The 20,346-nt window shown below is 65.7% G+C and carries 17 protein-coding genes; 9 read left to right on the forward strand and 8 right to left on the reverse strand.

Features of this window, described 5'->3' with window-relative positions:
• Positions 1 to 48: 48 nt before the first annotated feature.
• Positions 49 to 1,641, forward strand: a complete 1,593-nt coding sequence (locus tag E1956_RS36600; protein ID WP_134758256.1) for an aldehyde dehydrogenase (NADP(+)) — start codon at positions 49 to 51, stop codon at positions 1,639 to 1,641.
• Positions 1,634 to 2,656 (forward strand): Ldh family oxidoreductase, encoded by a 1,023-nt coding sequence (locus E1956_RS36605; RefSeq protein WP_134758257.1) that lies wholly within the window; start codon positions 1,634 to 1,636, stop codon positions 2,654 to 2,656. Before E1956_RS36600 ends, E1956_RS36605 begins: the two co-directional genes overlap by 8 nt.
• Before the next feature lie 814 nt (positions 2,657 to 3,470).
• Here E1956_RS36605 and yfcF read toward each other — a convergent pair.
• Positions 3,471 to 4,115 (reverse strand): glutathione transferase, encoded by a 645-nt coding sequence (gene yfcF / locus E1956_RS36610; RefSeq protein ID WP_232072341.1) that lies wholly within the window; start codon positions 4,113 to 4,115, stop codon positions 3,471 to 3,473.
• A 33-nt stretch (positions 4,116 to 4,148) separates the two neighbouring features.
• The gene (locus tag E1956_RS36615) at positions 4,149 to 5,033 is read right to left on the reverse strand and encodes a LysR family transcriptional regulator (protein WP_134758258.1); all 885 of its coding nucleotides are present in this window, start codon (positions 5,031 to 5,033) and stop codon (positions 4,149 to 4,151) included.
• Positions 5,034 to 5,185: 152 nt separating this feature from the next.
• On the opposite strand from E1956_RS36615, the gene E1956_RS36620 reads away from it, so the two are divergent.
• The 3 genes from E1956_RS36620 (at position 5,186) to E1956_RS36630 (ending at position 8,551) form a co-directional block, all read left to right on the forward strand.
• Complete coding sequence (locus E1956_RS36620) at positions 5,186 to 5,989, forward strand: glucose 1-dehydrogenase (protein ID WP_134758259.1); 804 nt, start codon at positions 5,186 to 5,188, stop codon at positions 5,987 to 5,989.
• On the forward strand, positions 5,986 to 6,933 hold the full coding sequence (gene aroE / locus E1956_RS36625) for a shikimate dehydrogenase (RefSeq protein WP_232072343.1): 948 nt from the start codon (positions 5,986 to 5,988) through the stop codon (positions 6,931 to 6,933). Before E1956_RS36620 ends, aroE begins: the two co-directional genes overlap by 4 nt.
• 199 nt (positions 6,934 to 7,132) lie before the next feature.
• Complete coding sequence (locus E1956_RS36630; RefSeq protein WP_134758260.1) at positions 7,133 to 8,551, forward strand: MFS transporter; 1,419 nt, start codon at positions 7,133 to 7,135, stop codon at positions 8,549 to 8,551.
• Between the two features lie 100 nt (positions 8,552 to 8,651).
• Here E1956_RS36630 and E1956_RS36635 read toward each other — a convergent pair whose 3' ends face one another.
• Positions 8,652 to 9,896 carry an MFS transporter gene (locus E1956_RS36635; RefSeq protein ID WP_134758261.1) on the reverse strand — a complete coding sequence of 415 codons (1,245 nt, stop codon included), beginning with the start codon at positions 9,894 to 9,896 and terminating at the stop codon, positions 8,652 to 8,654.
• Between the two features lie 336 nt (positions 9,897 to 10,232).
• Between E1956_RS36635 and E1956_RS36640 the strand changes: the two genes are divergently transcribed.
• From E1956_RS36640 to E1956_RS36660, 4 genes are all read left to right on the forward strand, one after another.
• Positions 10,233 to 11,045: an IclR family transcriptional regulator gene (locus E1956_RS36640; RefSeq protein WP_134758262.1), complete on the forward strand. Its 813-nt coding sequence runs from the start codon at positions 10,233 to 10,235 to the stop codon at positions 11,043 to 11,045.
• Positions 11,046 to 11,541: 496 nt separating this feature from the next.
• On the forward strand, positions 11,542 to 12,630 hold the full coding sequence (locus E1956_RS36650) for a phosphotransferase (RefSeq protein WP_134758264.1): 1,089 nt from the start codon (positions 11,542 to 11,544) through the stop codon (positions 12,628 to 12,630).
• A gap of 63 nt (positions 12,631 to 12,693) precedes the next feature.
• Positions 12,694 to 13,911: an acyl-CoA dehydrogenase family protein gene (locus E1956_RS36655; protein WP_134758265.1), complete on the forward strand. Its 1,218-nt coding sequence runs from the start codon at positions 12,694 to 12,696 to the stop codon at positions 13,909 to 13,911.
• 18 nt (positions 13,912 to 13,929) lie between these two features.
• Positions 13,930 to 15,495 carry a class I adenylate-forming enzyme family protein gene (locus E1956_RS36660; protein WP_134758266.1) on the forward strand — a complete coding sequence of 522 codons (1,566 nt, stop codon included), beginning with the start codon at positions 13,930 to 13,932 and terminating at the stop codon, positions 15,493 to 15,495.
• Positions 15,496 to 15,549: 54 nt separating this feature from the next.
• Here E1956_RS36660 and E1956_RS36665 read toward each other — a convergent pair whose 3' ends face one another.
• From E1956_RS36665 to E1956_RS36685, 5 genes are all read right to left on the reverse strand, one after another.
• On the reverse strand, positions 15,550 to 16,716 hold the full coding sequence (locus E1956_RS36665) for an ABC transporter substrate-binding protein (protein ID WP_134758267.1): 1,167 nt from the start codon (positions 16,714 to 16,716) through the stop codon (positions 15,550 to 15,552).
• A 122-nt stretch (positions 16,717 to 16,838) separates the two neighbouring features.
• Positions 16,839 to 17,546 (reverse strand): ABC transporter ATP-binding protein, encoded by a 708-nt coding sequence (locus tag E1956_RS36670; protein ID WP_134758268.1) that lies wholly within the window; start codon positions 17,544 to 17,546, stop codon positions 16,839 to 16,841.
• Positions 17,530 to 18,297, reverse strand: coding sequence for an ABC transporter ATP-binding protein (locus tag E1956_RS36675; RefSeq protein ID WP_134758269.1), 768 nt, complete (start codon positions 18,295 to 18,297; stop codon positions 17,530 to 17,532). Before E1956_RS36675 ends, E1956_RS36670 begins: the two co-directional genes overlap by 17 nt.
• Positions 18,290 to 19,303: a branched-chain amino acid ABC transporter permease gene (locus tag E1956_RS36680; RefSeq protein WP_134758270.1), complete on the reverse strand. Its 1,014-nt coding sequence runs from the start codon at positions 19,301 to 19,303 to the stop codon at positions 18,290 to 18,292. Before E1956_RS36680 ends, E1956_RS36675 begins: the two co-directional genes overlap by 8 nt.
• On the reverse strand, positions 19,300 to 20,169 hold the full coding sequence (locus E1956_RS36685; RefSeq protein WP_134758271.1) for a branched-chain amino acid ABC transporter permease: 870 nt from the start codon (positions 20,167 to 20,169) through the stop codon (positions 19,300 to 19,302). Before E1956_RS36685 ends, E1956_RS36680 begins: the two co-directional genes overlap by 4 nt.
• Between the last annotated feature and the right edge of the window lie 177 nt (positions 20,170 to 20,346).

Genomic DNA, 20,346 nt, shown 5'->3' on the forward strand with positions numbered 1-20,346 from the left:
TTTTGAAACCGGGCCTTGCGGGCCCGGTTGTCTTTTGCAGGGGGCAACATGACCTTGACCGGCCAGTCGCTGATCGGCGCGGCAAGCGTGCGAGGCACGAACGGCGCATTTCATGGCGTCGACGCTCGCACGGGCGAGGCGCTCGAGCCGGCATTCGGCGGTGCGACGCAAGACGATCTCGAGCGCGCCTGTGCGCTTGCGGAGAGCGCTTTTGATGCGTACCGCGAAACCCGTCTGGAAACACGCGCGGCATTTCTCGAAACCATAGGAGAGCAGATCAACGCGATCGGCGACGCGCTGATCGAACGCTGCATGGCCGAAACCGGCTTGCCGCGCGCGCGTATCGAAGGCGAGCGCGGGCGCACGATCGGCCAACTGAAGCTCTTTGCATCGGTGCTGCGCAACGGCGATTTCATCGATGCGCGCATCGATCCCGCGCAGCCCGAACGCAAGCCGCTGCCGCGTGTGGACCTGAGATTGCGCAACATCGCGCTTGGGCCGGTGGCGGTGTTCGGCGCGTCGAATTTCCCGCTGGCATTCTCGGTGGCGGGCGGCGATACGGCATCGGCGCTGGCGGCGGGCTGCCCCGTGATCGTAAAGGCGCATAGCGCGCATCCGGGCACCTCGGAACTCGTGGGGCGCGCGATCCAGCGCGCCGTTCTGGCGTGCGGCCTGCCCGAAGGCGTGTTCTCGATGCTGTTCGACAGCGGGGTTGCTATCGGCCAGGCGCTGGTGGCCGATCACCGCGTCAAGGCGGTGGGCTTCACGGGCTCGCGTGCGGCGGGCGTGGCGCTCATGAAGATTGCGAACGCGCGCCCCGAACCGGTGCCGGTCTATGCGGAGATGAGTTCGATCAACCCGGTGGTGCTGCTGCCGGGCGCGCTGGCGGCGCGCGGCGCGGCGATCGCGCAGCAGTTCGCCGCCTCGCTCACACTGGGGGCCGGACAGTTCTGCACGAATCCGGGGCTCGTGCTGGCCGTGCAAGGCGAGCCCTTGCGCGCATTCGAACAGGCCGCAGGCGCTGCGCTCGGCAACATCGGCGCAGCGACGATGCTCACGCCCGGCATTCACGCGAACTATCGCAGGGGCGTCGAACGTCTCGCCGCGAATCCCAACGTGGAACGGCTCGCACGCGGTACGGAGGGCGGCCGCTTCGACGCTCAGGCGGCGCTTTTTGCGACCACGGCCGAGGCGTTCCTCGCAGACCCGGCGTTGCGCGACGAAGTTTTCGGCCCGGCATCGCTCATCGTGCGCTGCAAGGATCTGGCAGAATTGCATGGCGTGCTGAAGGCGCTTGAAGGCCAATTGACGGTGGCCTTGCATCTCGCGTCCGCCGATCACGAAGCCTGCCGCATGCTCCTGCCCACGCTCGAGCGCAAGGCGGGCCGCATCCTGGCGAACGGCTTCGGCACCGGCGTGGAAGTCGCGCATGCGATGGTGCACGGCGGCCCGTTTCCGGCGACCACCGATGCGCGCACGACCTCGGTGGGCAGCCGCGCCATCGAGCGTTTCCTGCGGCCGGTCTCGTATCAGGATTTGCCGGACGGATTGTTGCCCGTGGCGTTGCGCGAGGGGAATCCGCTCGGCCTTACGCGGCGCGTGGAGGGAGTGATTCATCGGGAGGAAAGTCTGGATGACTAATCAAAAAGCGAGTGTCACGCTTTCACTCGACGAACTCTTTGCGTTGTCGCGCAAGGCGCTCATGCATCACGGCCTGTCGAGCGCGCACGCGGATGCGATCGCGCGCGTCATTACCCAGGGGCAGCGCGACGAATGCCATTCGCATGGCATCTACCGTTTGCTTGGATGCGTGCGCTCGGTGCGCAGCGGCAAGGTCGATCCGGTTGCGGAGCCCACCTTACGCGATGTGTCGCCGGGCGTGCTCGCCGTGGATGCGCATTACGGATTTTCGTTGCTGGCGTTCGAGACGGGGTTGCCGGTGCTGGCGGAAAAGGCCCGCACGCAGGGAATCGCGGCGATGGCGATCAATCGTTGCTTTCATTTTTCGGCGCTATGGCCTGAGGTGGAGGCGATTGCGGCGCACGGTCTTGTTGGCCTTGCGATGAACCCGAGTCATAGCTGGGTCGCGCCGGCAGGCGGCACGCGTGGTGTGTTCGGCACCAACCCGATCGCTTTCGCGTGGCCGCGCGAGCATGGGCATCCGTTCGTTTTTGATTTTGCGACCAGCGCGATTGCGCGTGGCGATATCGAATTGCATGCGCGCGAGGGCAAGCCCATTCCTTCGCACTGGGCGATCGATCCTGAGGGTAAGCCGACCACGGATGCGCGCGCCGCGCTCGAAGGCGCGATGCAGACGTTTGGCGGTCACAAGGGATCGGCGCTGGCGGCCATGGTGGAGTTGCTGGCGGGCGCGTTGATTGGCGATCTCACGAGTATGGAGTCGCAGGCATTCGATGAGGGGGCGGGGGCGAGTCCTTGCCATGGCGAGTTGGTGATCGCGATTGATCCGCGGCGGTTTCTTGGCGCGGATTATGAGGCGGGGCAGGAAAGGGCCGAGCGGCTATTTGATGCGGTGGTGGGGCAAGGGGCGCGCTTGCCGTCGCAGAGAAGGTTTGAGGCGCGTGAGCGTAGCGAGCGTGATGGGGTTCGGGTTCCGCTGGCGCTTTATGATGATGTTATGAAGTTGTTTGAGTGAGTTCTTCGGGCGTGTTTGAAAGTTGGTTTTGGTGTGGTTCTTTTTGGCGTTGGCCTTAACTTGTATTCGCGGCGGGCCGCAGGCCCCTGTGGCACCTACTTTTCTTTGCCGCGGCAAAGAAAAGTAGGCAAAAGAAAGCCGCTCACACCGCCAGTGTGACGCTGTTCACCACTGCCCTGTCCATCGGAGTGGCTCCGGGGCGTCTGTCACCACGCGGCGTATAGCGCAGTGACTAAGGGCTCATCCATCCGGCGGCGCTTCGCGCGCCGTGGGGTATAACCAAAACCAGCGGGATGCGCGCGTATTCGTAGAGCTCCAGCGTATTTTCATGCAATCACTCTTGCAAATCAGGAGTACCCAGTGCATTTAAATGTAAGCACTCTTGCGAATTAGTAGGAGTCCAACATATTTGTCGGAAGCGCCCCCGCGCATTCGCTTGGTATCCCGCCCGGTTTTCCTTGCAGACCCTTCCGCCCGCGCGTAGCGCGAGGCGGGAAGGATGAGCCCCTTGTCACTAACGCGGGGTGTGCGAGGTGACGGATGCCCCGGAGCCGCTCCGATAAGAAGAGCAGTGGTGGACCGCGTCACACTGGCGGTGTGAGCCGCTTTCTTTTGCCTACTTTTCTTTGCGGCTGCAAAGAAAAGTAGGTGCCGCCCCGCACAGGGGCAACGCCTGCGGCCCGCCGCGAATACAAGTTAAGGCCAAAGCCAAAAAGAACCACACGAGGAATAACAATTCCAAAACGCTCATTCAAAGCCCAGGTGCGCCAGCCCGAGGCCCCGCATGGCGCCGCTGGCGGCAGCCGCCACACGATCAAATCGGCGGCCGCCCCAACGCCATCCATCGCTGCACGGAAGGCCGCTGCCATTGATATTTCGCATAATCCGCAAGTAACGGCGGCACCGCATCGCCATTCACCACGAGTCGATTGAGCATCAACGCGAGATCAGTATCAGCAATACACCACTCACCGAACAGGTTAGGCTGCCCATGCCCGAGCAGCGTCTCACACGCCGCGAAGAGCTTCCGCGCGCTCTCCTTAGCCACCGCAGAAAGCGGCATATCAATCGGATAACGAAACACGACCTCAGTCGGCCTCTCCGTACGCAGCTGCAGAAGATCACTGCGCAACCAGGCCTGCACCTGACGTGCCCGGGCACGCTCCTGCCGATCCTCGGGATAAATCGGCGGCTCGGGAAACGCCTCATCCAGATACTCGGTAATCGCGGTCGATTCCGAAAGCGCGAAACCGTTGTGGATCAGCGTGGGCACACGCTGCGTGAGCGAGGTTGCGGCGAAGCCCGGCGCGTGCTGAGCCTGCTTCTCAAGGTCGACGCCGAGCAACTCGAAGGCCAGCCCCTTCTCGTGTAGCGCCACGAAAACCGACATCGCGTAAGGGCTCGCGTATTGCGTATCGACATAGAGTTCAAGCGTTGAATTTGGCAAGGCAATCTCCATCGAACGTGATGCATGTCGTCACGACTATGCATGTTACGCCTCGCGGGCACAGGTCTCCACCACATCAACAAACAGCCGCTTCGCAGGGCTATCCAGATCGCGCCATGCGAGCCCGATCCCGGTACGGTGGTCGCGCAGGTCCAGCGGCTTTGCGACCACCTTGGGCGGCAACGCCATGGCGGCATGCGCGGGAATCACGCCAATCCCGAGTCCCGCCGAGATCAGCGCGAGCATGGTCGTGTATTCGCCCAACTCCGCCGCGATTTCAAGCGACACGCGCTGCTGGCGAAACGCCAGCAGCATCTCGTCATAGAGGCCCGGCGCGTAGCGTCGCGCGAGCACGAAAGCGGGGCGGCCGCGCAGATCGGCGGGGCGGATCTGCGCCTTGTGCGCGAGCGCGTGGTCCTCGGGCACAGCCACCACGAACGGCTCTTCCATGACTTCGCGAATTTCCAGGTCCTTGCCGCTCACCGGCAGCCTGATCAGCCCGAAATCGAGCTTGCCGTCCTGCAGCGCCGCAATTTGCTCGGGCGTGGACATGTCCTTCAATTCGAGCGCGATCATCGGATAGCGCGCGTGCATGGCGCGCATCAGCGCAGGCAGCAGGCGCGGCAACACCGAGGAAACAAAGGCCACCCGCAGCGTGCCGACTTCCCCGCGCGCCGAGCGCCGCGCAGTCTGCTCCGCGCGCGCCGCCTGGTGCAGCGTGGCGCGCGCTTCGGGCAGAAAGATCGTGCCGGTCTCGCTCAGGGCCACGCGGTGGCGGTCGCGCTCGAACAGGCGCACACCCAATTCCTCCTCCAGCGCCTTGATCTGCATGCTCAACGCGGGCTGCACGATGCACAGGCGATCGGCCGCGCGTCCGAAATGCAGCTCCTCCGCGAGCGCCACGAAGGCGCGCAAGTGCTTCAGTTCCATGTCGATCCTTTGTGGCCGCGCGTGCGGGCGTGGCTGCCCGTGGTCTGGGTGTTGGTTATCAAAATACATGATAACAAGGTCACGAAAGACTATTGGCGCGGGCGGGCCGATTGCGGTGAACTCACGTGTAAGCCATATGACGCGACATAATCATGAAAGAGACATACAGCAAGGAGACATCCGGCAGCAACGCTTTGCAGCTGTTCGGCCTGCATGGGCGCCGAGCACTGGTCACGGGCTCGGGCCGCGGCATCGGCCTTGCGCTCGCGGCCGGCCTGGCGCAGGCCGGTGCGGCGCTGGTCATCAACGGTCGCAATGAGGAGCAGGCCGCCACCGTGGCCGCCCGGCTGCGCGACGAAGGCTTCGAAGCCGAGATCGCGGTCTTCGACGTCGCCGACGCCGAGGGTGTCGCGCGCGCCGTCGACGACGTCGAGGCGCGCATCGGCCCCATCGACATTCTCGTGAACAATGCGGGCATCCAGCGCCGCGCGCCGCTAGAGGAATTTGCCGCGAGCGACTGGAATGCGCTCATGCGCGTGAATCTGGACGGCGTCTTCCACGTGACCCAGGCCGTCGCGCGGCACATGCTGCCGCGCGGGCGCGGCAAGATCATCAACGTCAGCTCGGTGCAAAGCGCGCTCGCGCGGCCCACGATCGCGCCCTACGCCGCGTCGAAAGGCGCGTTGCGCATGCTCACGCAGGGCATGTGCGCGGACTGGGCTCGCCACGGCATTCAGGTCAACGCGCTGGCGCCAGGCTATTTCGCGACCGACCTCAACCGCGCGCTCGCGGATGACTCCGAGTTCAGCGCGTGGCTGTGCAAGCGCACGCCCGCGGGCCGGTGGGGGCGCGTGGACGAACTCTGTGGCGCTGCTGTGTTCCTCGCATCGGAGGCGTCGAGCTTCGTGAACGGGCAAACCCTCTTCGTCGACGGCGGCCTTACGAGCGTGGTGTGAGCGCCACGCTAGTCACGCAGTCCGCGGATGCCGGCGTATCGGCCAGCATCCGCGAGAGTCTTCATGTCGACAAAGACCACCACATAACCAGCTATTCCTCACGCCTCACATCGATCATGCCTCACTCGATTCCCGTACTTTGCGGCTCGCTGGCGGGCCAGCCATTCACCTTCAACGTCAAGGTGCACAACGCTGCCTACCGCGCGCTTGGCCTCGACTATACGTTTGTCAGCTTCGGCGTCGAAGACGCGGCGCTGGGCGTGCAGGCCGTGCGCACGCTAGGCATTCGCGGCATGAACGTGACGATGCCGCACAAGCAGGCCGTCATCCCGCACCTCGATGCCCTCGATGAGACCGCGCGCGAAATTGGCGCGGTGAACACTATCGACAATCGCTCTGGACACCTGACGGGATACAACACCGACTGCATGGGCGCAGTGCGTGCGCTAGAAGAGGTCGCCACGCTGCCGGGGAAGCGCATCGCGCTGCTCGGCGCGGGTGGGGCAGCACGCGCGATCGCATGGGGCGTGCAGCGCGCGGGCGCGAGCGTGACCGTGTTCAACCGCACCACGGAGCGCGGCAAGGCGCTGGCCGACGCGTTTGGCCTGCGCTTCGGCGGCGCGCTGGAAGACTTCGACGCACAGGCTTTCGACGGCGTGGTGAACGCCACGGCGGCTGGCTTTCGCGCCCCCGATGCGAGCCCGCTCGCACCGCACCAGCTCGCGCCGCATTTGCTCGTGATGGACGCCGCGTTTCTGCCGGTGCGCACGCGCCTGATACGCGACGCGGCCGAGCAAGGCTGCAAGACCATCGATGGCACGCACATGATGCTGCATCAATTCTGCGGTCAGATCGAGTTGTACACGGACCGGGCCGCTCCTCTCGAAGTCATGCGCGCCGCGTTGCTCGATGAGATCGAGCGGGTCAGCCGCAACACCGCGTAGCGCACGTTCCTGTGGGCCCAACGGTCTGCAGGCCATGCATGACCCCGGATGTTTGATTCCGCGTTAGACGGGAGCCGGACCAGGTGCATCGTGCTCGCCTCGCAGGCGCCGCGACGCATATCGCAAGGACTCCATATGGAGCTTTGCACGGGATCAGAGTCGGCATTCAAGTGCCAACGCTGATCGACAAGGAGACGACATGAAACAGCAGTCCATTTCCGTTGCCGGCGCGCAGCCGTGCCCAGGCACACGCGCAAGCGATGCGCAGTCCCAGGTTTCCTCCGCGGACCTCTACCGCGCAGCCTGGGCGGCCTCGATAGGCAGCGCGCTCGAATACTACGACTTCGCGCTATACAACCTGGCTTCCGCGCTGATCTTCGGGCCGCTGTTCTTTCCGTCCAGCGACCCGGCCATGGGCCTCATCGCGAGCTTCGGCGCGTATTTCATCGGCTTTGCAATCCGGCCCGTGGGCGGCGTGCTGTTCGGCGCGCTGGGCGACCGCTACGGGCGCAAGTTCGTGCTGATGGCCACCATCTTGCTGATGGGCGTCGCCAGCACGCTCATCGGCGTGCTGCCCACGTACGCGAGCGTCGGCATCTGGGCGCCGGTCCTGCTGGTCGGCTGCCGGCTGCTGCAAGGCCTGGGCGCGGGCGCCGAGCAGGCCGGCGCCGCAGTGCTGATGGCCGAATTCGCCCCGCCGCGGCGGCGCGGCTACTTCGCTGCGCTGCCGTTCATGGGCGTGCTGCTGGGCACGGTGATGGCCGCGGCCATCTATTTCGCGCTGGTGCGGGTAGAAGACCTTTCGCAGACGCCGCTCTGGCGCGTGCCGTTCCTGCTGAGCGCGGTCATCATCGCGGTGGCGGTGTGGATCCGGCTGCGCCTGCGCGAATCGCCTTCGTTTGCGCGCCTCGAAGCGCGCCAGCAAGTGAAGGAAAGCCCGCTGCGCCACCTGATGCGCCACTCGAAGCCCACGGTCCTCAAGGTGATCGGGCTGCGCATGGCCGAGAACGGCGGATCGTCGATCTACCAGTCGCTCGCGATCAGCTACATCGCCACCGCAACGGGCCTGAAAGGGCAAATCGGCCCGCTTGCGCTGCTGCTTGCCGGCGCCTCCGGCGCGTTCGTGATTCCGCTGGCAGGCATGCTCAGCGACCGCTTCGGGCGCGTGCCCACCTATCGGGCGTTCGCGCTCTATCAACTCGCGCTGGCCTTTCCCACGTGGTGGGTGCTGAGCCTCGGCAACGCCACGGCCAGCATCGTCATGCTGTGCGTGACGCTCGCGGGCGTGTGGGGCATGTTCGCCACGCAAGGGGCGATGCTGCCCGAACTGTTCGGCGCTCAGCACCGCTACGCCGGGGTGGCGGTGGGGCGCGAAGTGTCGGCGGTGATTGCGGGCGGCGTCGCGCCGCTCGTGGGCGCGTCGATCATCGCGTGGACTTCCGCGCACTGGGGCGCGGGGCACGGCACCGCGCTCGCCTGGATTCCGTTGGCGTCCTATGTGGCGGTCCTGAGCCTCATCGGCGTGGTGACGACGTACTGCATTCCCGAGACGCGCGGCCGAAATCTGGACGACCTCGATGACGCCGACGCCGCCTCGCGCGTCGATCGCGCCCTATAAAAAATCTCCACGTGGAGATTTATTGCAAATTTGGCGATTTTCTCTAACTGAGTTTCCAGCGATATTGGCCGATGCGAGGCGCCGCGGCGCGCAGACCGACTCAAGCCGTGGCGGCTGCCGCCGCCTCGCTCAGCGTAGCGATCGAGCGCAGGCGCACCGGCGGCGAGAGCGAGATGATCGCAAGCTGCGCGCCAAAGCCGATCAGCACGCCGATAAGACAGCTGCCGATGCCAAAGCGTGTGCTCAGCCATGCGCCCAGCATGGCGCCGAGCGGCCGCGCACCGAACGTCGCCATCATGATGACCGAGGAGACGCGCGCGATGAGGTCGCCGGGCGTGACGATCTGGCGTAACGACGTGGTGGAGATGGTCCACACGATGGGGCCAAACCCGAACAGAAAGAACGCCGCGAATACCGGCGCCTTCGCGTGCGCGAGGGCGCTGCTCGCCATGAGCACGGCGGCGATGGCGGCGCTCGACGGGCCGAGCAGGATTTGCCGGCCGAACGCGAGCCGTTTGGCGAGGCTTTTATAGAGAAACGCGCCCGCGACCATGCCGAACCCGTAGACGCCGAGCGCGAAACCCACTTCCGACGCGCCGAATCCGAGTCGATGGATCGCATACCACGCGAACACGGATAGCAGCAGGAACCACGACGTATTGAACACGAAGGCGGTCGCCACGATGGGCCGCAGCCACGGGTTGCGGCCGATGAAGCGCAGGCCATCCGCGAGTTCTTGCGCGACGTGCCTGCCCGAGGGCGTGCGGCGCGCCTCGCGGGGCAGGCGTGTCATGAAGCCCGCGCTGACGAGCGAGAGCGCGAAGGCGGCGAGGAAGGCGATGCGGCCGGAACCCCAGCCGGCGAGGATGCCGCCCACCGACGGTCCCGCCGTATAGGCGATGCTGCGTGCGATCTCGAGGCGCCGGTTGGCGGCGAGCAGGCCGCCGGCATCGACGAGCGCGGCCACGAGCGAAGGCGCGGCCACGCTGAACACGACCGTGCCGGTGGCGATGGCGAATCCCAGTGCGCCCAGCGTGACGAGCGTGAGCGCGTGGCGCCAGAAGAGCGCGAACAGCACGAAGAGGGCGGCGGCGCGCAGGAGCTCCGTCACGATCATGAGGTTCTTGCGGCGCACGCGGTCGGCGATCAGGCCGGCGGGCAACGAGAGCAGCAGGAACGGCAGCGTATTGACGGCCTGCAGCGCCGCGGTCTGCTGCGCGGTGGCGCCGAATGCCACGACCGCGGCGATCGGAATGACGGCGATGGTCATCTGCTCGCTGAATTGCGCGGCGAGACTCGCGTGCGAGAGACGGCTGACAACGGTTTGCGTGTGCGGATGGTCCATGATTCGGTTCCCGATGCCTGCATGGCGAATTTACCTGGTAGTGCTTGGGAATGTCGCGCTCGAAGCAGGCGGCTTGACGGCGCGCAGGAGACGGCCTGAATGCTGGAATCGAGTCTAGGGACGGGTGGCGCGCGGGGCTATCCGGTTCTTGTGGTTCAATTTCGCGCTCGCACATTCCGGCAGTGAGGGGGGCGGGTGGAGCCGCACCGGGCGGCGCGCGCAGACGTACTTAAGGCTTCCCACCCATTGACGCCCCCTGCCAATTTTGCGATACAGAATATAATTCCGCGTCCGAGCCGAGGCCGCGGGCCTCCGCGCCCCTTACCCACTATCGCAATGTCCGAAACCGCGCAAAAGCAGAAACCGGCCCGAGCAAGCGCTCACAAGGAAGACCGCCATTTCGTGACCGCGCTGGCTCGCGGGCTCGAAGTCCTCGCGTGCTTCCGCGGCGGCGACACCTCGCTCACTAATCAGGAGATTGCCCAGCGCTGCAAGCTGCCGCGCTCGACGGTTTCGCGTCTGACGATGACGCTCACGAAGCTCGGCTACCTCATCCATCTGGAAGACACCGGGCGCTACCGCCTTGGCACGGCGTGCCTCGCGCTCGGCAGCTCGATGCTGGCGCGCCTCGACGTGCGCAAGCTCGCGCGGCCCATGATGCAGGAGCTGTGCGAGTTCTCCGGCGGCACCGTTTCGCTGGGCGTGCGCGACCGCCTCTCGATGCTCTATATCGAAAGCTGCCGCAGCACCGCCGCGCTGGCACTCACGCTCGACGTGGGCTCGCGCATTCCGCTCGCGACGTCGGCCATCGGGCGCGCGTGGCTGGCCGCCGTGGCGCCGCGCGAACGCGAGGACGTGATGGAGCAGATCCGCGAGCTCGACCACGTGACATGGCCGAGCATCAAGCGCGGCATCGAGCAGGGCGTGCACGATCACGAGGAACTCGGCGTGACCTGTTCGTTCGGCGAGTGGCAGAAGGACGTGAACGGCATCGCCCGAGCGTTCGAGCCCGGTGGCGGCTTGCCGGTGATGGCCATCAACGTGGGCGGCCCGTCGTTTTCGCTCACGCGTGAGTTCTTGCTGGAAGAGGTGAAGCCGCGGCTGCTGCATATGATCGCGCAGCTGGAGGCCGCTATCGCGGGGCGCTGAAGCGCGCGGGCGCAAGTGGTCTGCTTGCGCCTTTCATTTCGGCTAAATTAATTCGTTATACAGATTAATTGGTGCAGCTTCGACATAGCGCGGCGTCCAACTACATTGCTGCGGATCGCTTGAATGCATCAATGGGCACGTTCGTGCCCGCTCATATTCCCCACTCGAAACACGGCTTGAACCGGCTCGCCCAATCGCCCAATCGCCCAATCGCCCGATGCCCGATGCCCGATGCCCGATGCCCGATGCCCGATGCCCGATGAATCTTCGAGCGTTGCAACTGGACTGATCGGCCGCAAGCCTCGCTCGCGTTGCGCTGCCCCACCACTGGGGTTTTTCCCGATCCGTCGACGCATTTCCGCGCTTTACACACCCAAACCGCTCGCGTTAGCATTTCTGCAGTGCAGAATTTGCGTTTGCTTCGCGGAATGATCTTACGGCGGCAAACTTGCGCCCCAAGCGCAGCGCGTGTCGCAAAGGGAGGCCCTTCGATTCCATGAGCATCGATCTCCAGACGAGTTTCAGCGGGACTCGCCCGGTCGCGCCCGCGCACGCGTTCGACGCCGCGCGGCTGGCCGCGTGGATGCGCGAGCATGTCCACGACTTCGCGGGCAGAGTCCAGGTCGAGCAGTTCAAGGGCGGCCAGTCGAATCCCACCTTCCTGATCGAGGCGGGCGGCGCGCGCTATGTCCTGCGCCGCAAGCCGCCGGGCGCGCTGCTGCCTTCCGCGCACGCCGTGGAGCGCGAATATCGCGTGATCCGTGCGCTCGCACAAACACCGGTGCCGGTCGCGAGAGCCTACGCGTTGTGCGAGGACGCCGCCGTGATCGGCACGCCGTTCTACCTCATGGAGTATGTGGAAGGCCGCATCTTCTGGGACGCGGCGCTGCCGGGCATGGCCCCAGAGGCGCGAAGCGCGATCTACGACGAGATGAATCGCGTGATCGCCGCGCTGCATTCGGTCGATCCCGTCGCGATCGGCCTTGGCGACTACGGCCGCGAGGGCAACTACATCGAGCGCCAGGTGGCGCGCTGGACGAGGCAATATCGCGCCTCGGAAACCGAGCGCATCGAGGCGGCCGACCATTTGATCGACTGGCTTCCGAAGCACATGCCCGCCGGCGACGAGCGCCGCATCGTGCATGGTGACTACCGGCTCGACAACGTCATCTTTCATCCACACGAGCCACGCATTCTCGCCGTGCTCGACTGGGAGCTTTCCACGCTGGGCCATCCGCTCGTCGATTTTGCCTACCACTGCATGATCTGGCATATGCAGGCGGGCGCGCGGCGTGGTCTCGTGGGGCTCGATCTGGCCGCGCTGGGGATTCCCGACGAAAAAACCTATCTGCAGCGTTATCTGAAGAAAGTTGCGCACGCATCCAATGCGGAAGTTTCGGAAACGGACTGGGGCTATTACCTCGTCTTCAACATGTTCAGACTCGTCGGCATTCTGCAAGGGGTGATGGCGCGCGCACTGCAGGGCAACGCGTCGAGCGCGCTCGCGCTCGAGACCGGCAAGCGCACGCGGCCGCTTGCGGAGCAGGCCTGGGCGCTGGCACGCGCGGTGGATGCCTTGCGCTAGCACGGCAAGGCGCATCGCTGCGCACCCGATACACAGTCTGACTATTCTCGCGGAAAGAGGCTTATGAACTTCGAATATTCGAGCAAGGTAAAGGAATTGCAGGCCCGTCTCACGGCATTCATGGGCGAGCACGTGTATCCGGCGGAAAAGCTGTTCGCCGAGCAAATGGATGCGGCGCGCAGCGCGGGCAATCCGTGGCAGCCCGCGCCGGTCATGGAAATGCTCAAGGAGAAGGCACGCGCCGCCGGCCTGTGGAATCTGTTCCTGCCCGCGCACGAGTCGAAGGACGGCCTCACGAATCTGGAATACGCGCCGCTGTGCGAGATCATGGGGCGCTCGGCGATTGGCGCTGAGCCGTTCAACTGCTCGGCGCCCGACACCGGCAACATGGAGACGCTGCTGCGCTACGGCAGCGAGGCGCAACAGCAAGCATGGCTCACGCCGCTGCTCGAGGGCAAGATCCGCTCGGGCTTTGCGATGACGGAGCCGGCCGTGGCGTCGTCGGACGCGACCAATATCGAGGCGCGCATCGAGCGCGATGGCAGCCATTACGTGATCAATGCGCGCAAATGGTGGACCTCGGGCGCAAACGATCCGCGCTGCAAGATTCTGATCTTCATGGGCAAGACCGATCCCGAGGGCGCGGACCGTCATCGGCGCCAGTCGATGGTGCTGGTCCCGCTCGATACGCCGGGCGTGACGGTGCTGCGTCATTTGCCCGTGTTCGGTTATGACGACGCGCCGCACGGCCACGCCGAGGTGCTGTTCGAGAACGTGCGCGTGCCGGTGGACAATGTGCTGCTCGGCGAAGGGCGCGGCTTCGAGATTGCGCAGGGGCGGCTCGGGCCGGGCCGCATCCATCACTGCATGCGGCTGATCGGCCGCGCCGAGCGGGCGCTCGAAGCCATGTGCCGCCGCACGACGAAGCGCACCGCGTTCGGCCGCGCGATTGCCGACCAGGGCGTGACGCGCGAGCGTATTGCGAATGCGCGTATCCTCATCGATCAGGCGCGCTTCCTCGTGCTGCATGCGGCGTGGAAGATGGACACGGTCGGCAACAAGGCGGCGCGCAAGGAGATTGCGATGATCAAGGTCGCCGCGCCCAACATGGCGTGCCAGGTGATCGACTGGGCCATCCAGGCGCATGGCGGCGCCGGCGTCAGCGACGACTTCGGCCTCGCGCGCGCCTATGCGAATGCGCGCACGATCCGGCTCGCGGACGGCCCCGACGAAGTCCATCGCAATGCGATCGCCAAGATGGAACTCGCGGCCTATCTTTGAGCAGCGGAGCACGACGACATGAACGTTTCTTCAAGCCCCTACGACGCGCCCTTCGTGAGCATAGGCGAGCAAATCCGCCAATGGGCGGCAGAGCAGGGCGAGCGCGCCGCGCTGATCTGCGACGACAAGCGCTATAGCTACGCGGAATTCGACGCGATGATCGACCAGTGCGCGAGCGCGCTGCAACGCGACGGTATCGCGCCCGAGGACGTGGTGGCCATCTGCGCGGGCGCGTCGCCGTGGTATGCCGCGGTGTTTCTCGGAGCGCTGCGCGCGGGCGCGGCCGTCGCGCCGCTGGCGCCGTCCTCTCATCCCGACAGCCTCGCTGGCATGATCGAGAACTCCGGCGCGCGCGTGCTATTTCTCGATGAGTCGGTGCGTGAAGCGCTGAAAAGCGCGGCCACGCCGCCCACGGTGCGCACGGTGTTGCTGGACGCGCAGGGCGACACCGGGGAGTCCGCCGGCCTCGATGGCTGGCTCGCGCCGCGCGGGACGGCTCCGCGCTACATCGAGATCCAGCCCGCATGGGCCTTCAACATCATCTATTCGTCGGGCACGACGGGCCTGCCCAAGGGCATCGTCCAGTCGCATGCGATGCGCTTTGCCTACGCGCTGCGCACCGTTGCGCGCGGCTACGGTCCCGAGGCGGTCACGCTGATCTCCACGCCGCTCTATTCGAACACCACGCTCGTGAGCTTTTTCCCCACACTCGCGCTGGGCGGCACCGTCGTGCTGATGCCGAAGTTCGAGACGAAGCGCTATCTCGAGCTGGCGCAGCGCCATCGCGCGACGCATACGATGCTGGTGCCCGTGCAGTATCAGCGCCTGCTGGCCGATCCCGATTTCGATCGCTACGACCTGTCGAGCTTCGTTTCGAAGTCCTGCACGAGTGCGCCGTTCAGCGCGCGCCTCAAGGAGGACGTGCTGCGCCGCTGGCCGGGCAGCCTCACGGAGTTCTACGGCATGACCGAAGGCGGCGCTTCGTGCGAGCTGTGCGCGGACGAGTTTCCGCACAAGCTCCATACCGTGGGCCGCCCGATGCCTGGCCATGAGATGCGCCTGATCGATCCTGATGGCAAGGAACTGGAGCCTGGCAGTATCGGCGAGATCGTGGGGCGCTCGCCCACCATGATGACGGGCTATTACCGGCAGCCCGAGAAAACCAGCGAGGCCGAATGGTACGACCGTGACGGCCAGCGCTTCATTCGCACCGGCGACGTCGGCCGTTTCGATGAGGACGGTTTTCTCGTGCTCATGGACCGCAGGAAGGACATGATCATCTCGGGTGGCTTCAATATTTATCCGAGCGATCTCGAGCAGGTGCTGCTCACGCATCCCGAGGTGGCGGAGGCTGCCGTGGTGGGGGTGAGCTCGGAGCGCTGGGGCGAAACGCCCGTGGCTTTCGTCACGTTGCGCGAGACGGCCGCGTCGGACGCGCAGGCGATCGCGGCGTGGGCCAACGAGCGGCTCGGGAAGATGCAGCGGCTTGCCGAGGTGGTGGTGGTCGACACGCTGCCGCGCAGCGCGATCGGCAAGGTGCTCAAGCGCGAATTGCGCGAAAGCTTCAAGTCATCGAACGCTTGATCGTCAAGACAAGTCCGCGCGAGGGCATGATGCCTGCGCGCGGGCTTGCCGCCATTACTTCGCTGCGGCGAGCGCTGTGTCGGGCAGGGACTTGATGCTGCCGCCTTCCACCACCGCCACCACCGGCCGGCCCATGGTCATGCCGCCGCGTGCATCCACGCCCGAGAGCGTATTGGGATTGTTCTGCGGCGGCTGCGATTTGACGGCTTGATCGAAGACCTTGCGGATCGCGGCGGCGTCGGTGGTCGTGCCCGCGAGCTTCATCGCCTGCGCGGTCGCCCAGACTGCCGTGTAGTTGAGCGAGGCTTCCTGGGTCGGCATGCGGCCGCCATGGGTCTTGGCAAAGCGCGCGACGAAGGCCTTGGCGTCGGGCGAAGGATCGTCGCCCACCGGCATCACGCCAATCGAGCCTTCGAGCGCGCCATAGCCACCCGCGATCTTCGCGACTTCGTCGAGCTTCGCCTGGTCCATGACCGCGAAGCCGCCCTTGAAGCCCAGTTCGCGCGCCTGGCGAATGATGAGGCCCGTGGGCTCGGAGGGGCCGCCCACGAAGATCACCTTGGGCTTGGCGGCCAGCACGCGGCTCACGCCGCTGTAGAAGTCCGTCGCGCGGTTATATGAGAGCGGGCTGTCGGCGACGATCGTGCCGCCCGCGGCCTGCCATGCGGGCTTGAATGCGGCGGTCCAGGCCTTGCCGTAGTCGGTGTCGGTGCTCGCGATGGCCACCTCCTTGCCGTACTTGCTCATTTCGTACTTCACGAACGCCGGGGTGTACGAGGTGAACTCGGGCGGAATGCGGATGGTCAGCGGATTGCCGCGCGCGGCGAGCTGCGGCACGCTGGTGTAGCCGAGCAGAAGCACCTTGAGCTGCTGATTGATGGTCTGGACTGCGTAGCATCCGCCGGAGTGCGGAACCAGCACCACGGGCGCGTTGTCCTCCTGCACGAGGCGGCGCACGTTGATGGCGGTTTCGCTCGGGTTGTACTGGTCGTCGAGCGCTACAACGTCGAGCTTCACCTTCTTGCCGCCCACCACCAGCCCGGCCTGATTGATTTCGGCCACGGCCATCTGCATGCCTTCGAGCACCTCCTGGCCATACTTCGCGGCGCCGCCGGAGAGCGGTCCGGAATAGCCGATATGCACGGCGGTTTCCTGCGCCATGGCGGGGGCGGCAAAGACGAGCGAGACGGCGAGCGCGAGGGGCAGCTTCCTGATGGTCATGAACATATCCTCGAAGGGGTGACAATGAACAACTGATGAGAACTGCGAAGCACTGTGGCTATTTGCTGGATCAGCCTGAAAGACGCCGCGCTGCGCCGAACGCAGCACGGGCCGCGGGGAATTCAGCCGCCTACGTAGGCGCGGCGCACCGCTTCGTTGCCGGCGAGGCTCTCGTAGGTGCCTTCGAGCACCACGCGCCCCGACTCCACCACATAGGCACGATGCGCGATCTTGAGCGCCGCATGCGCGTTCTGCTCCGCGAGCAGCACCGTGGTGCCGGCGCGGTTGATGCGCTGGATCACCTCGAAGGTCTGCTTGACCACGAGCGGCGCGAGGCCAAGCGAAGGCTCGTCGAGCAGCAGCACGCGCGGGCGGCTCATGAGCGCGCGGCCGATCGCGACCATCTGCTGCTGGCCGCCGGAGAGCGAGCCCGCCGGATCGTCCTTGCGGCCGACGAGATCGGGAAAGAGCTCGAGCACTTCGTCCAGCCGCTTGCGATTGCCCGCGCGGTCGCGCCGGTGCAGATACGCACCGAGCATCAGATTCTTCAGCACCGACATGGCCGGAAAGAGCTTGCGGCCCTCGGGGCAGTGGATCACGCCCGCGCGCACCACATCGGCGGGACGCTTGCCGACCAGATCGACATTTTTCAGGCGGATATGGCCCGCACTCGCACGCGTGAGCGCGCTGGCGGCGCGAAAGATCGAGCTCTTGCCTGCGCCGTTCGCACCGAGCAGCACCACGAGCTCGCCTTCGCCCGCATGCAGCGTGATGCCGTGCAGCGCGCGAAAGCCGCCATAGTCGAGGCTCACATCATTGAACGTCAGCATGGTCGCTCCCGAGATAGGCGTCGATCACTGCCTGGTCTTTGCGGATCTCAGCGGGGGTGCCCTCGGCGATCTTCTCGCCGTGGTCGAGCACCATGATCTTGTCCGCGAGATTCATGATCATGCTCATCTTGTGCTCGACGAGGCACACGGTCATGCCGCGCCGCGCGATCTTGCGGATCAGCGCCGCGAGGCCGTCGGTCTCTTCGGGGTTCACGCCGCCCGCGGGCTCGTCGAGCAGCAGGAGCGCCGGATCGGTCGCCAGCGCCAGGGCGACGGCCACGCGCTTGCGCTCTTCCTGGGTGATGCCGCCCGCGGGCCGTGCCTCGAGGTGGGCGAGCCCGACAAAATCGAGCGCGTCTCGCGCCTTGTCGCGGCAGATGCGTTCCTCGGCCTTGCAGCGCCGCGTGCGCAGCAGCGCGTCCCAGAGCCCCGAGCGCGTGCGCAGGCGGTGGCCCACGATCAGGTTCTCCAGCACCGAAGCGGTTTCGAACAGCGCGGTGGCCTGAAACGTGCGCGCCACGCCGAGCCGCGCCATCTGGTCGGCGCGCAGGCCGGTCACGTCCTGGCCGCGCAGGCGGATCGTGCCGGTGCTGGGCCGGTACATGCCGCTGATCAGATTGAAGAACGTGGTCTTGCCCGCGCCATTGGGGCCGATTATGGCGTTGATGCGGCCCTCCTCGATGCGCGTGCTCACGTCGCTCACGGCGGTGAGGCCTCCGAAGCGTTTTGAAAGGGTGGAGATCTCAAGCATGGCCGTCTCCGCTCGTGGCGCGGCGCGCGGTGGCGCTGGGAAGGCGGCGCACCGCGCTGCGACTGCGCGCGCTCTGATAGAGGCCCACGAAGCCGCGCGGCAGGAAGATCAGCAGCACGATGAGGAGCGGGCCGAACACGAGAAAGCGATAGTCCTGCATGAACTGCAGCGACTGCGTGAGCCACGGCAGGGCGATCGCGCCCAGCAGCGGCCCCGCGAGCGTGCCGATGCCGCCCACCACGATATACATCGTCATGTCGAAGGTGTGGCCGATGCTGGCGAGATCGGGGCCGAGAAAGCGCACGAAGCCCGCGTAGAGTCCGCCTGCAATGCCGGCATAGAACGTGGAGATGAGGAACGCCAGCATCTTGGTGCGCATGAGGTCGATGCCCAGCGCCTGGGCCAGATGCTCGCTGTTGCGGATCGCAACGAACGTGTGGCCCACGAGTGAGTTCACGATGCGGTGCATGAGCCACATGCCGGCGGCGAGAAACGCGAACGTCAGGTAGTAGAGCGCGCGTGGGCTTTCGAACGAGACCGGGCCGATATCGGGCGGCGCGGCAATGCCGATGATGCCCACCACGCCATGCGTGAGGCTGTCCCACTTCTCGATCACGAGAAAGATGATGTAGCCCACGCAGAGCGTGAAGATCGCGAAGTAGTTGCCTTTCAGTCGCAGCGAAATGAGGCCCACGAAGAAGCCCAGCACCACGCTCACGCCCCCCGCGAGCGCGAATGCAACCCAGAACGGCACCTGATAGTCGACGGTGAGAATGCCCACCGTATAGGCGCCAATCGCCATGAAGCCGCCATGCGCGAGATTGAACTGGCCGGTGTAGCCGGTGAGCAGGTTCAGGCCGACCGTCGCGAGCGCGAAGATATAGGCCGTGGACATGACCGTGAGCGAGTAGTCGTTGCGCACGAGAAACGGCAGCGCCACGCCGAGCACGAAAAGCGCGATCCAGCCCAGATAGCGCGTGTTGGGCGAGTTGGGCGGGTTCGTCATGATGCGCGCATCTCCCTCGAAAAGAGCCCTTGCGGGCGCAGCGACAGGATCGCCACGAGCAGGACGAAGGCAATCAGGTCCTGGTAGTCGGGCGAGACGTAGAAGGCGCCGAAGCTTTCGGCGAGTCCGATGATGAGGCCGCCCACCACGGCGCCCGGCACGCTGCCCATGCCGCCGAGGATGATGATGACGAAGGCCTTGAGGATCACTAACTGCCCCATGGCGGGGTAGATGAGGTTGATCGGCGCGTAGAGCGCGGCGGCCACGGCGGCCAGCACGCCGGAGAGCGCGAAGGTGGCCATGCCCACTTTGCGCGGATCGATGCCCATGAGCGCGGCGCCCTCGCGGTTTTGCGCGACCGCGAGGATCGTCGAGCCGGCCACGGTGTGGTGCAGGAACAGTTGCAGCACGAGCACGAGGCCGAACGCGCCGCCGATGATCAACAGGCGCTGGATGGGCGCGATCACGCCGCTCCAGTCGAGCACGCCGGGCCACGGCGGCGACATGCGATGGAAGTCGGTGCCCCAGAGCGCCTGCGCGGCGGCCTCGAGAAACAGCATGAGGCCGATGGCGGCGATCATCGGCGCGAGCTCGGGTGCGTTGCGCAGCGGATAGAAGACGAGGCGTTCCGCGAGCACGGCCAGCACGCCCACGCACACTGCGGCCGCGGCCATCGCGCTCCAGTAGCCCAACCCGAAGCGCGTGCTCAGGTAGAAGGCCGCGAAGGCGCCCACCATGTAGAACGCGCCGTGCGCGAAGTTGGGCACGGCCATGATGCCGTAGACGAGCGTGAGGCCGAGCGCGACGAGGCTGTAGATGCCTCCGAGAGTCAAGCCGTTGAGTACCTGCTGCAAAAACAGATCCACCGTGACCTCCCGAACACGTGCCTTCGGCGCACGGCGCGATCGGGCGCCGGGGTGAAGGACGGAGATTGGACTGCCGCGCCCTGCTTTGCGACAGGCTTGCCTGGCATATTGGCAAGGCTCAATTTGGCAATGAATTCTGCAGTGCAGTCAGCCTGGGGAAAGTACCAGACTGATGCG

The organism is Paraburkholderia pallida, from assembly GCF_004524855.1.
Classification (GTDB): Bacteria; Pseudomonadota; Gammaproteobacteria; order Burkholderiales; family Burkholderiaceae; genus Paraburkholderia; species Paraburkholderia oxyphila.